Raw genomic sequence first — 13,259 nt, 5'->3', positions numbered from 1 at the left:
TTCCCCTACCAAATTTGGGTTTCTCGCTTATGGGGTTTATCTCGTTCCACTCTATACGTTTCCCTATAGACTACGTCACTGTGACACTTTTATAGCCTTTTACCATAGTTTCCCTTAGGTAATTGGTCCGCCGTTAGGGAGTTCTTCCCTACCTAGCCTTATTTATTGGACTAGCATAAACACTACAATCATCACAGATTGTGCGAGCATGGACTTTCCTCTAATGCAAATGCATCAGCGATTGCCCGAGTGAGATGTTTCTATTCTTTTGAATAAACTGCTTTCTCTAAGCGAGAAATACGTTTAAGAATATCTAATTGAGATACATTTTGTCCACCTTCATCATTCAAACGTGATCTACCTTCTAACTCAATAATTTGCGCACGAAGAGTAGCATTTAAACGTTCAAGTTCAACAACTTTATCATTTAAGGATTTTGTAACATCTTGATAAGTTTCATAGTCTTCTAAAACTGCATCTAAGAAACTATCAACTTCAATTGCACTATACCCTTTGAAATCGATATTAAATTGTTTATCAAGGATTGTTTGAATATCAAGATTTAATTTTGTTGACATACTTTATCCCTCCATCCCTAACATTATGACAAACCCACCCACTAAAATCAATATATCTTCCAATTTTTCGCTCCAAAATGTATAATAGTACAAGGTGATAATATGATTAATTACCCAAATGGGAAGAAACAAAAAAACACGATTGATAGAACTCTTTCTGCGACAAACCGTGGAATGACTTTAGAAAAAGATATTAATCTTTCTAATGATTACTATTTAGAAGTGGACAAAGCAAATATTCATAAGAAACCTACACCTGTGCAAATTGTAACAGTTGATTATCCGATGCGTAGTGCAGCAAAGATTAGTGAGGCTTATTTTAAGACTCCAAGTACAACCGATTACAATGGTGTATACAAAGGTAAAGCAATTGATTTTGAAGCAAAGGAATGTTCAAGTAAAACATCATTTCCTTTCTCTAGTATTCATCCCCATCAAATCAAACATCTACAAAGTGTATTGAAACATGGAGCGATTGCTTTTGTCATTATTCGATTTTCGAAGTATAATGAAACTTACTTTGTAGAAGCACACAAAGTAATAGAGTCATATTTTGGTGAAAAAAGATCACTGCCTTACACATGGTTTAAAGATGAGGCAATTTTGATACCCATGGGCTTGTGCCCTCGTGTTGATTACTTAAAAGTAGTTGACCAACTCTACTTAGGAGGACAAAAATGAAACTGAAAAGAAGAAAAACTACAAAAACAGCTTCAAATGTGGCAAGTAAGCCAAAACCAAAAAGAAAAGTTAATCGCAGAAATCTTGTGGCAATGATTATTTCAATCTTAGTTGCTTGTGAGATTATCGTTGGTTGTGCAGGACTATTTGTTTTATTCAATATGTTATCGGATAAACCAGCATTTGATATCACACAATACGAAAGTAAAGAATCGTCACAAATTTACGATCAAAACGGAGAACTTATCGCCGATGTTGGTAAACAAATTCGTTCCAATGTAACTTATGATCAAGTTCCTACATCTTTAATTGATGCCTTTGTATCAATAGAAGATTCACGTTTCTTTGGTCATAATGGATTTGATATGGCGCGTTTTGGAAAAGCAATGCTTGAAAACTTAAAATCATTAAGTTTCGCGCAAGGTGGTTCTACACTATCCATGCAGTTAACTAAAATGACGTACTTCATGGATGATGAAAGTGGAATAGGCGCTCCAAAGAAAATCGGACGTAAAGTTCAAGAAATTGCCTTAGCATTAGAATTAGAAAACAATACAAATAAAAAAGCTATTTTTGAAATGTATTTAAATAAATCAAACTTTGGTGGTACAGGTAATATTCGTGGAGTTCAAAAAGCTGCGAACTATTATTTCAATAAAGATGTAAGTGAATTAACTCTTCCTGAATCAGCAATGCTTGCAGGAGTAGTTAATGCTCCAGGTCTTTATAACCCATTTAGATATTTAGATTATGCTACAAATCGTCGTAATACCGTTCTCAATATGATGTTACGTCATGGATATATTACAAAAGAAGAAGCAGACTTAGCAAAATCTATTGCTGTTGAAGATTTACTTGTTGATCCAAATACAAAAAAATCTGATTCAGTTGCGTCTGATGAATATGCATATCAATCATATATTGATACTGTAACTCGTGAAGTACAAGAATTAACTGGTTTGGATCCTACTTCAACATCAATGAAAATCTATACTTATATGGATAAAGATGTTCAAGCTACAATGGATTTAATACAATCTGATTCTTATGAAGGCGTTGAATTCCCAGATGAATTAATGGAAATCGGTATGGTTTCTATGAATAATCAAAATGGTCAAGTTATTGCCGTTGGTGGTGGACGTAACTATGGACGAGGAGGAAGTTTACTTCTTAACCATGCTACCGACCAATATAAACAACCAGGGTCAGCTGTAAAGCCGTTCCTAGATTATGCACTAGCCTTTGAATTTTTAGGTTGGTCAACAAGTCACGTTGTAACAGATAGACCTATCATATATCGTGGTACAACCAAGGTAATTAAGAACTTTAACGGACATTACAATGGTCAAATAACACTTGAATCGGCAGTTGGTAATTCATGGAATACACCAGCCATGCAAGCACTTGACGAAGTTATCGTTGCAATTGGTAGAGAAAAGGTCGTTGAATATTTACAAAATTTAGGATTCTCAAAAGTCACATTAGATAAATTTGACCTTGGATATGCAATCGGAGGATCAAGTTTCGAATGTAGTGTATTCGAATTAGCCGCAGCTCAAGCAGCTATGATGAATGGTGGTAACTACTATAAACCACATACTGTTTCAAGAATCGAATTTGCAGATGGAAGAGAACCATTAGAACCTACATATACTGGAACACAAGTAATTAGCGCTGAAGCAGCTTATCAAACTGCGTACATTATGAGTAAGGCTCCTTATGCTCCTTATCAAAATTATATGCAAATGGTTACTGCTGGTAAAGATTACCAAGTCTATGGTAAGACAGGTACAACCGACTGGGGAACTGAAGGTCTTCAATTTGGTATTCCTAAAGGTGCTGCCAAAGATAAATGGATGGTTATTGAAACCTCACAAATTACCAATGTAGTTTGGGTTGGTTATGAAAAAGGGGTTAAAGATAAAGACACCTATTTCACTAAAGCAAAAAACAACATGAACATTCCTGGTAAAATTAGTAGAGCATTACTAACAGCTACCAGTGATGAAACAAAACCAGAACCAGTTGCGAAACCTGAAGGAGTTACACAAATAACTCATATCTTAGGTACTTGGCCATATGCTGCAACAATTGAAGGTATGGATCCAAGATTTGTAACTACTGGATATATTAAGAAAGAATTTGCAGAACTTGTATCACCAGATACTGCAAACGTTGAACAACTAAACAATTTCACTGCCTCAGGTAGTAACGATGGATCAGTATCCATTAACTGGGGTGCTTATCCTAACCCTGATCAATTACAAGTAGCACCAGAAACTATGGACTTAAGTTTAAGTGAAAATGGTGTATATGTAGAAGCTTGGGGACCAAGAATATTTGATTACACTTGGATATTTGGACCAATACGTTATAAAGCAAGAATTAGTGAAGGTGGTTCAGTAATTAAGGAAGTTGTTTCCGAAAGTAATACTTGGACCGAGAATCTTGGTCTTGGTGGTGGTAACCATACACTTCAAGTTTGTGGTTATTACGCCTACGATTGGTTAGGAACACCAAGTAATGAAATTTGCCAAGATGTACAAGTCAACATTGCCTTTGATACAACTAATGCTGAAGGATGTAAAGCTTCTGGTAAATACTGGTGGACAAGTACAAATACATGTAGTGATGAGAAACCAGATGAAACTACAGAACGAGGATGTAAAGAGTTTGGCAAATACTGGTATGGAAATGCCTGTCATGTCGATCCAGAAACTACAACTCCTCCTACTGCATGTCCCGCTGATGCGACAGGAGAACATCCTAATTGTCAATGTACTGATCCAACAAAAAAATACGACTCAGAAGCAAAGGCTTGTGTCGTAAAATAACAAATAAAAAAACAGCTAATTCAATTTGAATTGGCTGTTTTCATTTTCTATTTAATATGAACCGTGAATTCCACAACTCAAACCGGTGCTTGTTATCGCTATCACACCACCATTGGGACATACTTCATTCTTGTAACTTGTAATTAGACTCCCCAACAAAGTTGGATCATCAGTATAAGGTCGTTTAGCATAATATTCACTCATGATTGCTTTTTGGTGGTCTTTACATACTTGTGCATTACTTGAAGTTAGCGTAGACATCAAATTTGGCGCTGTTAGTAGTGCCACAATAGAAATGATACAAATAATCACAATCATCTCAACCAATGTAAATCCCTTTTTCATACTATTCGATTCCTTTCATCGCCTTCGCTTTTTTATCAACACATTGACTGGTAAATGGACATTCATCGCATTTTGGGTTTCGAGCAGTACAGAAATACCTTCCAAAGAATATAAACAAATGATGTGCTCTATTCCATTTGTCCTTGTCAATCTTCTTCATTAGTTTTTTCTCTACTGTTAATACTGAATCGTTTTTATATGCAAACTTCAATCGTTTAGAAATTCTATCTACATGCGTATCTACTGCAATTGCAGGAACATTAAAACATACTGATAAAATAACATTGGCACTTTTTCGCCCTACGCCTGGTAATGTCAATAACTCATCCATTGTTTTTGGCATAATACCATCAAACTTTTCGACTAACCCTTGTGCTAAGCCTAATATACTTTTTGCTTTATTATGATATAAACCAATCGTTTTAATATACTTCTCTATCTCTTTTACATCCGCTTGAGCCATGGCTTGTGGAGTTGGATATACTTCAAATAATTTTGGGGTAACTTTGTTTACAGATACGTCTGTCGCTTGAGCAGATAATACAACTGCAACTGCTAGTTGAAATGCATTATCATGAATTAATTCACATTCTGCATTGGGAAACATTTCTTCAAGCTTTGTTAAAATTTCACTCGATGTCAATTTTCGTTCCTTCTTCAATCATCTTTGCTGTTACACCCTTATCACTCCATGTTTGTAAAATCTTTTGAATATAATTCATACTTACTTTTTGATACATAGAAGATTCTCTTAATGCATAAATAATTAATTTAGAATCCATTGTTTTTACCCAATCACTGAGTTTCATCATTTCTGCATTACTCAATGGTCGAGCAAACTCAGTTTCAAATAAATCAAATAAAGAACTATTTAATGCATTTTGTGTTTTCGCAACTTCTGTATCAAATAAACCATCCAGTATAAATGAAACTTGTTTATTTGTTGCACGAATTTCAAGATACTTCTTTGCAACTAAAACACTTAATGTCTTATCCAATTCATCTTGGGGCATTGCTGATTTCTTTGACAAAATATCCATCGTAATCTTAATTTGGTTACAATTAAAGAAATCTATTAATAACACGACAATTGCTTCCTGATGTGATAAACCTAAAACATCTAAGTTTTCAAGAATCCAATCACGATGATTTACATATGTTTGTTTATACCATTTCATTTTCGTACCTCTATTGTCTATTATACTCGACTTTTTGATAAAATTGCACTATTTAAAAAAAAGTGATACACTATTACAACCGAGGTGAATATACATGATTAAAAAGCTATTAATTTCGATAATGAGTTTATTTACGGTAGTTAGCCTTTTACTCGTATTCTATTGCTTTTTCACACCTAAAAATAATGATAGTATCGTACAAGCATATAGTAATTCCTTAATTATTCCTTACCCTACATTAAAAGAATATTTAATAACAAATGGTGATTCATCGACATCATATTTATTCTTTTGTAAACCGGATAGTGCAGATTGCCAATATGTCCAAAATACTGTTATGAAAACTTTAGAAGCTGAACAAGGTAGTAGCTTAAGTGATTTAATCGATTATGTTGATGTAACAGAACTTGAAGAAAATATGATGATTAATCAACTTACTGATGATTGGGGAGTTAAGAATTATCCCGCATTTGTTTCTGTAACAAATTCAAATGGCGAATTTATAGTCAACAATTCAATTCAATGGGATACTGAAAATCCAATGAGTACACGTGAGTTAAAACAATGGATGATGAGTAACAATATCTGGGCTGGATTATTTGAAGAAAAAGACGGCGAAGTTATAGTCCCCGCGAAGTAAAAGAGATACACAATTAATTTATAATAAAACAAAACCCATCTATTTGTTTCATTGAGTAGATGGGTTTAATATTTATTTTGAATAGACTTGGATAAACTTTTCACACCACAAGGCACTACGTGATGATGCTTTTTCAGCATATTCATCAAATGATAATTCATTACCTTCTTTGTGTGTTATATCAGAAAGTGAGCGAATAATTACAAATGGACATTGATAATGGCGACAAACTTGTGCAATTGCAGCCCCTTCCATTTCAGCACATAGTGCTGTTGGATAATCTTTCATAATACGTTGAATTTGATCTTCACGATAAATGAAACAATCACCTGTCGCAATATCACCAAACCATACGCGGTCACTTTCATCTACAATTGATTTTAAACAATCAATCATTTTTTGATCCGCTATAAAACTATTTCGTTCTTGATCAAATCCTACATCCCAACCAGGCACATCAATATCATGGTGTGCTACTCTTGTTGAAACTACTACATCCAATACTTCTTCTTTCATATCAAGTCCACCGGCAGTTCCAATATTAATGACTCCATCAATTTTGAAGTGCTCAAACATGATTGTTGTACTGATTGCGACAGCTACTTTCGCAACTCCACTTCTCATTACCAAACATTCAATACCCGCTAGTTTTCCTGTATAGAAATCAATATGACTGATGTCATGTTTTTTTACGTCTTCCATTCGTTTTAGAAATTCTTGTACTTCTAATTCCATTGCACCAATAAACGCTAACATTTTTCTCTCCTTGCAACTATAAATAGTTTTTCTCCCGCTTGTACTCCCCTATGAATAAAGTCTGTAAATATATCGCAACTAAATCCAAGGTCATTCAATAACTTGATAACTTCGGTGTGATCAAATACCGTTTGTATATGTTGTTCTTGAAGAATATGATTTTCTTCAAAGAATGCAAAGTGTTGATGAATTTGTTGATCTATGCTTTGAATAGTCCATTGATAAGGCACATCCAATTCACCCTCTTCAATATATAATTCGCTAAATTCTTCTAAACGATCTTGCGTATGCATATCAAAGATAAATACACCCTCATCATTCAAACAATTTGTGACCGATTGAAACATACTTCTAATATCATCCAATGAACTCAAATAATTAATACTATCGCAATAACATAAAACACCATCAAACTTCTCATTCATTTCAAAGGATATCATATCCACTACATCCGTTTTTACATCTGGATATTTTTGGTTGAGTCTTTGAATCATTGAAGAAGAGAAATCAGTCGCAAGAATATCGTATCCAACTTGCTTTAAGGCATTTGATATTTCGCCAGAACCACATGCTAATTCTAATATTTTTTTACCACGACAATATTGTGTAGTGAAGTCTACCCATTTTTGAGTAGCTTCCTCATCTGCCACCAAATCATCGTAGTATTTAGCTAAACCATCATAAATCATACTTGAACCTCAATTTTTGGTAAATCGCCCCAGAGACGTTCTAATTGATATACATGACGTTCTGCACCAACAAAGATATGTACAACAACATCATAACAATCAATCAACAACCAATCACTATCTTCATTACCATCTAATGCTCGGATTGCTCCTCCACTAGCTAAAACTTTTTCTTCAACACTATCCACAATAGATTTTGCCATTCTATGATTCAATGCTGTTGCTATCACAAAATAATCGCAAAAAGGATTATGATTTCTAAAATCAAGGACAACAATGTCTTCACCTAATCGATCATCTACAGTTTTTGTAATGAGTTCTAATAATTTATTGGACATGCTCACCCTCCTTGACTAAATATTCATCTCTTTCTTTTAATACTTTTTGATATCCTGCCTCTAAATTACGAAGTGATATTTCATACAAAGAAGAACTATCATAACCTCGACTTGGATCTATCTTATCCGCAATAAATACAATACGGCTTAACTTACTCTTACTATAACATATTGTATGGTTAAATATGGCACGAAGTACTTTTTGATTGGTATATCCCATATTTTCTTTAATCCAAGGAATTGCGGTAAAGGAATGAAATATCTTTGGAGAATATCGTAATAACTCAGGATATTCTATATTCATGACATTCATCATTTCATCAAAATTTTGTTCCTTGCATATATCATGCAACATTCCAGCCATTCTCGCTTCATGATGATTAACACCATGTTTTTTTGCCAATGCAAGACAAACCTCTGTCATCGAGAACACATGTCGTGCTCGTTTCTCACTACAATGAGCTAACACAACATCTTCTAAATAGTATTCATTTTTTAATATATAATTACGCACACCTTTTGGACAATCATTAAAATATCCTTGTCTTACACGTGTGCTACTTTCTTTTAACTTAACATCATGCATTACCCATAACCGTTCATCTTGAATATCTACTTGATTGCGATTTACCGCAATAAATTGAATCATACCTAATAACTCATCAATATTTTTCCATGCACTAAATTGAGCTACTTGATCATCACCAACAATCCAATGAAATAAAACATCAGGATATCTTTTCTTCAATTCTTTTACTGTTTGTATCGTGTAGGATGGGGTTGGTAGTTCATTCTCAATCGTGCATACTTTAAACTTACGATATGGTTTACACGCAATTTTCAACATGTTTAGACGCACAGAAAAAGGAGTACATGAGCGATCCTTTAAGGGAGTATCCTTGGTTGGAATAAACCAAATCTCATCCAATTGGAAAGCTTTCATGACTCTTTTTGCTAATGCTAGATGACCCTTATGAACGGGATCAAATGTTCCACCTAAACACCCTACTTTTCTCATGGTAGGATAATTTTTTGTTCCTTACTTTTGCGATATAAAACAACTGTACGTCCAATTGTTTGAACAACTTCACTGTGAGTATTCATCGCTAAATCAAATGCTAATTCTTTAAAATCTTCTTCACATGTTTTAAGCACACTCACTTTTACTAATTCATGAGCTTCTAATGAATCTTCAACTGTTCTATATAAATTATGAGATAATCCATCTTTCCCAATTTGAAATAACGCTCGTTGTGTATTCGCTAAACCTCTTAAATAACTCTTTTGTTTTCCTGTTAACATTACAACATCGCCTTTCTGAATGTCACATGGACATTTCTTGGATATGATACAACAATTTCGCTGACATTACCACTAACGCTTACCCAGCCCAAGCCGTCAATAACGATATCCATCTTATCATATGTTTTTTGTGTTTTTGTTTTGGTGAAATCTTTCTCGATTGGTGTTGGTTGATAGATATTACCATAAAGATTAATCCACCTTTCATCCGCACCCTCTACCTTACCTCTATGAATTGGACATTCATCAAATGTGTAGAAAACAACAGATGCTTGGCGACATCCCATAAAATCGACACGAACTAAGCCACCAATCGCAAAACTTTGATCATCTTTGCATTGAAATACTAATGGTTTTAAACGTCGTGTTGGTAAAATAGTTTTTAAATCTTTTTCATCAATGGCCATCAACATTGTTTTCTCACCCTCAATACCAGGTGTATCAATGAATGTATATCCATTCGCTTCAATTCGATTAAAATCAAGTGTTGTTCCTGGATATCTTGAACTTGTAAGACGATTTTCATTTAATAAAGCATTCAACAATGTACTCTTTCCTGCATTGGCTTTACCCATGACAATCACATCACGTCCATGCCCCAATTGATCCAAAGCATGATATACCTCTTCAACACCCTCTTTGATATTTTTGCCCGTTACAACTAATCCTTGTATTTGAATATTCAATTCTTTTAGTCGATGGAAAATGAAATTCGCAATCTTTTCATTACCTAATGTTTCTGGTAATAAATCTCTTTTTGTCGCTACCATAACAATATCACGATTCATTAAATGGCGATTTAGCCCATCAATCATACTCGCTTCAAAATCAAATAAATCAACTACCCACAAAATTAATCCATCTGTCTTATTGATTCTTTCCAAGACAACATCTGGATTAATCCCTGTTTTCATTGAAATCATTAAATCATCATAATGCATTAAACGGAAGCATCGTTGACAATAATCACTATTTTCTTTTGGTGTATATCCTAATCCTTTTGGATCAGTTGTTTGTAGCTGTATACCGCACCCTTTACAAATTGTCATAATAGTTATGTTTCCTCCACTTGTTTGTTTTTTCTAAATAATTAAATATCTTTGTCTCAATAAATCGCGTTACTTTTCCAGATGTATTATCAATATTAGTAATAGGTTCTTGAAGTATTGTAATAAACTTCATGCGATTACCACCTAATACATCTGTAATCAATTGATCACCAATAACACAAACTTCATCCTGGTTACACTTATACTCACGAAGAATTCGTTTGTATTTCAATTTTAATGGCTTCAAAGCAAAACTATAATAAGCACAATCTGCTTGTCGAGCTAATTGTTCTACTCGTTGTTTTACATTATTAGAAACAATCACAGGAATCATACCGTGATTTTTTATGTTTTCCATAAACGCTAATCCACTGTTATCTAGTTGGCTTACTTCATGAGAAATTAATGTATTATCAACATCTACGATAAAAATACGGACACCTCTTTTTTTAAGTTTATCCAAATCCAAATCCTGATAGTTTTTAATATACATCGTTGGTAAAAAATATTTCGCTATCATTATTCACACTCCACGGTATTATTATACACTATTTTGCATTTTATTAGAGATTAGATATAATAGTTAATGTAAAACTCAAAGAGGAAAAGAAAAATGATAAAATGTGTAATATTTGATTGTGATGGAACAATGTTTGATACAGAAAAACTTGCGAAGAAAGCATACGAAGACTTTGCGAGTGCTCATGATGTCGTATTGGATCAAGAGTTTTGGGGTGGAATCTGTGGAACTGGATATGAATATGCTAAGCCTCAATTAGAAAGATACCCAGTAATTGCTGAAAATTTAAGCAAAATTGCTGCAAATCGCTTGCATAACATTACTCAAGGTGCCCTCTTCGCTAAAGACAACCTTGTAAAAAAAGGATTATATGAACTACTTGATTATTGCAAAGCAAATCAAATAAAAGTTGCAATCGCTTCTAGTAGTCATCTTGAATATGTAACCATGTTACTTAACCATATGTCTAAACCTTATGAATTTGACTTCATTTTATGTGGTGATATGATTACTCACAAAAAACCTGATCCTGAGATATTCAATACAGTTGTTGAAAAATTAGGTGTAAAACCAGAGGAAACATTAGTTTTAGAAGACTCAATAATGGGTTTAATCGCAGCCAAAAGAGCTAATACAATTGCTGGTTTCATTGAAGATTGTGTTATAAAAAATGAAAAAATCGAAGAATTACTCGATGTTGAGTTCCCCGATTTCACTTTTGTACCTCAATACTTACGCTAATTATTTTAATTCAGAATACTTTGTAGAAACGCCTTTCGCCTTATCTACAGGGTATTTTTTTGCGTTCTTTTCCATTTTCAAACGGATAATCGTCTCCGGGTCTACATCCAATGCAATGCACATTTGTAAACCATAGATTAATACGTCGGCAACCTCTTCCAAAACATGTTCCTTGTCATAATTATTATTCCATTGAAAACATTCTAGCAATTCACCAGCCTCAATACTAATTGATTTAGCTAAACAATCAGGAGTATGAAATTGTCTCCAGTCTCTTTCTTCAATAAATTCTTTAATATCATTTACAATTTTTTCCATCTTTATTACCTCGATGAAATTATAGCATTATTCATGAATTAATTGAATTGAAAAAGCCCCACAAACTTGCAGGGCTTTCATCACTCTTCACTTTTTTTGGTTTTCTTCTTTCGTTTTACTGCATCGGTTAGAATATACTCGATTTGCCCATTAATGGATCTAAAGTCATCCTCAGCCCACTTGTTGATCTCTTCCCATAAAGTTGGAGATAAACGCAGTAGGATTGGCTTCTTCCCATCTTTTTTGTCAGCCACTAATAAATAGATCCACTATTCACGATTGGTTGAGCATCTTTATTTCCACAAAGGACAACGAGTAAGTTAGAAACCATTTGTGCTTTACGTTCATCATCTAATTCTACGATGTTATTTTCACTTAATTTATTTAATGCCATTTCAACCATACCTACTGCACCTTCAACAATTTTTTGACGAGCTGCGATAATTGCAGTTGCTTGTTGACGTTGTAACATTGCTGCAGCAATTTCTGGTGCATACGCTAAGTGAGCAATTCTAGCTTCTAAAATTTCAATACCTGCAAACTCAACTCTTTTTTGAATTTCTTTTTGAAGTTCAACCGCTACCTCTTGTGATGATCCACGAAGTGATTTTTCATCACCTTCATCAGAAATATCATATGGATATTGACGTGCTACTTGACGAATTGAAGCATCACATTGTGTAGAAATATAACGAATGTAGTTATCTACTTCAAATACTGCTTTGGTTGCATTGACTACTTTCCAAATAACGATAACTCCGATTTCAATTGGATTACCTTCGCAATCATTAACTTTTTGTTTATCATTATTTAATGTCATTGCCTTTAGTGATATTTTCTTCGTTACACCGATATTCACATTCACTTTTGTTCCTGAATCTTTATCATCTACTGAAACAAGACTGTTGTTGATTTGTGTGTTATTAAACGATCCACAAAATGGATTGATCCAATAAAATCCTGGTTCATTAATTGTTCCATAATAGTTACCAAATAATGTATAAACAGCTGCTTCATTTGGATTAATAACTTTTAATCCACCTAATAATATTGGGAAAACGACAAATCCTAATATAAAACCAGCAACCCCAAGAAATATGATTTCATTCACAATTCCTACAATAAATAGAATAATCGATACAATCATGCCTCCTAGAATAAATAATAACATTGGAATACCACTCATTGGTTTAATTAATTTTTCTTCTCTGTTACTCATATGTATCCTCCTTGTTGATATCATAATGATATCATTTTGTATTTAATTGTCAAGTGCAAAAGAAAAGACTA

Annotated in this window: 17 protein-coding genes and 1 other RNA gene; 4 read left to right on the top strand and 14 right to left on the bottom strand. The window is 33.7% G+C overall.

The window, feature by feature from the left end:
* Positions 1 to 253: RNase P RNA component class B (gene rnpB, locus RR643_RS03525), an RNA gene on the bottom strand; the annotation flags it as partial.
* Positions 254 to 260: 7 nt separating this feature from the next.
* Positions 261 to 578 carry a DivIVA domain-containing protein gene (locus tag RR643_RS03520; RefSeq protein WP_332468730.1) on the bottom strand — a complete coding sequence of 106 codons (318 nt, stop codon included), beginning with the start codon at positions 576 to 578 and terminating at the stop codon, positions 261 to 263.
* Between the two features lie 102 nt (positions 579 to 680).
* Here RR643_RS03520 and recU point away from each other — a divergent pair, with 102 nt between their 5' ends.
* Complete coding sequence (recU, locus tag RR643_RS03515; RefSeq protein ID WP_332468731.1) at positions 681 to 1,259, top strand: Holliday junction resolvase RecU; 579 nt, start codon at positions 681 to 683, stop codon at positions 1,257 to 1,259.
* The gene (locus tag RR643_RS03510; RefSeq protein WP_332482344.1) at positions 1,256 to 4,093 is read left to right on the top strand and encodes a transglycosylase domain-containing protein; all 2,838 of its coding nucleotides are present in this window, start codon (positions 1,256 to 1,258) and stop codon (positions 4,091 to 4,093) included. The genes recU and RR643_RS03510 overlap by 4 nt, the downstream gene beginning before the upstream one ends.
* A 51-nt stretch (positions 4,094 to 4,144) precedes the next feature.
* Here the strand turns inward: RR643_RS03510 and RR643_RS03505 are convergent, their stop codons facing one another.
* From RR643_RS03505 to RR643_RS03495, 3 genes are read right to left on the bottom strand one after another with little or no spacing between them, the layout of a single operon-like run.
* The gene (locus RR643_RS03505) at positions 4,145 to 4,438 is read right to left on the bottom strand and encodes a prepilin-type N-terminal cleavage/methylation domain-containing protein (RefSeq protein WP_332468733.1); all 294 of its coding nucleotides are present in this window, start codon (positions 4,436 to 4,438) and stop codon (positions 4,145 to 4,147) included.
* A gap of 1 nt (position 4,439) precedes the next feature.
* On the bottom strand, positions 4,440 to 5,081 hold the full coding sequence (nth, locus tag RR643_RS03500) for an endonuclease III (RefSeq protein WP_332482343.1): 642 nt from the start codon (positions 5,079 to 5,081) through the stop codon (positions 4,440 to 4,442).
* Positions 5,068 to 5,616: a DnaD domain-containing protein gene (locus tag RR643_RS03495; protein ID WP_332468735.1), complete on the bottom strand. Its 549-nt coding sequence runs from the start codon at positions 5,614 to 5,616 to the stop codon at positions 5,068 to 5,070. Before RR643_RS03495 ends, nth begins: the two co-directional genes overlap by 14 nt.
* A 94-nt stretch (positions 5,617 to 5,710) precedes the next feature.
* Between RR643_RS03495 and RR643_RS03490 the strand changes: the two genes are divergently transcribed.
* The gene (locus RR643_RS03490; protein WP_332468736.1) at positions 5,711 to 6,256 is read left to right on the top strand and encodes a hypothetical protein; all 546 of its coding nucleotides are present in this window, start codon (positions 5,711 to 5,713) and stop codon (positions 6,254 to 6,256) included.
* Positions 6,257 to 6,328: 72 nt separating this feature from the next.
* Here RR643_RS03490 and RR643_RS03485 read toward each other — a convergent pair whose 3' ends face one another.
* The 7 genes from RR643_RS03485 to RR643_RS03455 are packed head-to-tail and all read right to left on the bottom strand — an operon-like array spanning position 6,329 to position 10,910.
* A complete protein-coding gene (locus tag RR643_RS03485) occupies positions 6,329 to 7,012 on the bottom strand; it encodes a 5'-methylthioadenosine/adenosylhomocysteine nucleosidase (RefSeq protein WP_332482342.1) in 684 nt (227 codons plus the stop codon).
* Positions 7,006 to 7,701, bottom strand: a complete 696-nt coding sequence (locus tag RR643_RS03480) for a class I SAM-dependent DNA methyltransferase (protein WP_332482341.1) — start codon at positions 7,699 to 7,701, stop codon at positions 7,006 to 7,008. Before RR643_RS03480 ends, RR643_RS03485 begins: the two co-directional genes overlap by 7 nt.
* Positions 7,698 to 8,039: a ribosome silencing factor gene (gene rsfS, locus RR643_RS03475; RefSeq protein WP_332482340.1), complete on the bottom strand. Its 342-nt coding sequence runs from the start codon at positions 8,037 to 8,039 to the stop codon at positions 7,698 to 7,700. Before rsfS ends, RR643_RS03480 begins: the two co-directional genes overlap by 4 nt.
* Positions 8,029 to 9,057 (bottom strand): nicotinate (nicotinamide) nucleotide adenylyltransferase, encoded by a 1,029-nt coding sequence (gene nadD / locus RR643_RS03470; RefSeq protein WP_332482339.1) that lies wholly within the window; start codon positions 9,055 to 9,057, stop codon positions 8,029 to 8,031. The genes rsfS and nadD overlap by 11 nt, the downstream gene beginning before the upstream one ends.
* The gene (gene yhbY / locus RR643_RS03465; RefSeq protein ID WP_332468741.1) at positions 9,054 to 9,341 is read right to left on the bottom strand and encodes a ribosome assembly RNA-binding protein YhbY; all 288 of its coding nucleotides are present in this window, start codon (positions 9,339 to 9,341) and stop codon (positions 9,054 to 9,056) included. Before yhbY ends, nadD begins: the two co-directional genes overlap by 4 nt.
* A complete protein-coding gene (gene yqeH, locus RR643_RS03460) occupies positions 9,341 to 10,390 on the bottom strand; it encodes a ribosome biogenesis GTPase YqeH (RefSeq protein WP_332482338.1) in 1,050 nt (349 codons plus the stop codon). Before yqeH ends, yhbY begins: the two co-directional genes overlap by 1 nt.
* On the bottom strand, positions 10,377 to 10,910 hold the full coding sequence (locus RR643_RS03455; protein WP_332482337.1) for a YqeG family HAD IIIA-type phosphatase: 534 nt from the start codon (positions 10,908 to 10,910) through the stop codon (positions 10,377 to 10,379). The genes yqeH and RR643_RS03455 overlap by 14 nt, the downstream gene beginning before the upstream one ends.
* A gap of 93 nt (positions 10,911 to 11,003) precedes the next feature.
* On the opposite strand from RR643_RS03455, the gene RR643_RS03450 reads away from it, so the two are divergent.
* Positions 11,004 to 11,651, top strand: a complete 648-nt coding sequence (locus tag RR643_RS03450) for an HAD family hydrolase (RefSeq protein WP_332468744.1) — start codon at positions 11,004 to 11,006, stop codon at positions 11,649 to 11,651.
* Here RR643_RS03450 and RR643_RS03445 read toward each other — a convergent pair whose 3' ends face one another.
* Together RR643_RS03445 and RR643_RS03440 are read right to left on the bottom strand one after the other, a co-directional pair.
* Positions 11,652 to 11,969 (bottom strand): nucleotide pyrophosphohydrolase, encoded by a 318-nt coding sequence (locus RR643_RS03445; protein WP_332468745.1) that lies wholly within the window; start codon positions 11,967 to 11,969, stop codon positions 11,652 to 11,654.
* A 253-nt stretch (positions 11,970 to 12,222) separates the two neighbouring features.
* Positions 12,223 to 13,188 carry an SPFH domain-containing protein gene (locus RR643_RS03440; RefSeq protein ID WP_332482336.1) on the bottom strand — a complete coding sequence of 322 codons (966 nt, stop codon included), beginning with the start codon at positions 13,186 to 13,188 and terminating at the stop codon, positions 12,223 to 12,225.
* Positions 13,189 to 13,259 lie beyond the last annotated feature (71 nt).

It is taken from the genome of Anaerorhabdus sp., assembly GCF_036637135.1.
Lineage (GTDB): Bacteria > Bacillota_I > Bacilli_A > Erysipelotrichales > Erysipelotrichaceae > Anaerorhabdus.
This window is presented reverse-complemented; position numbering and strand designations above follow the sequence as displayed.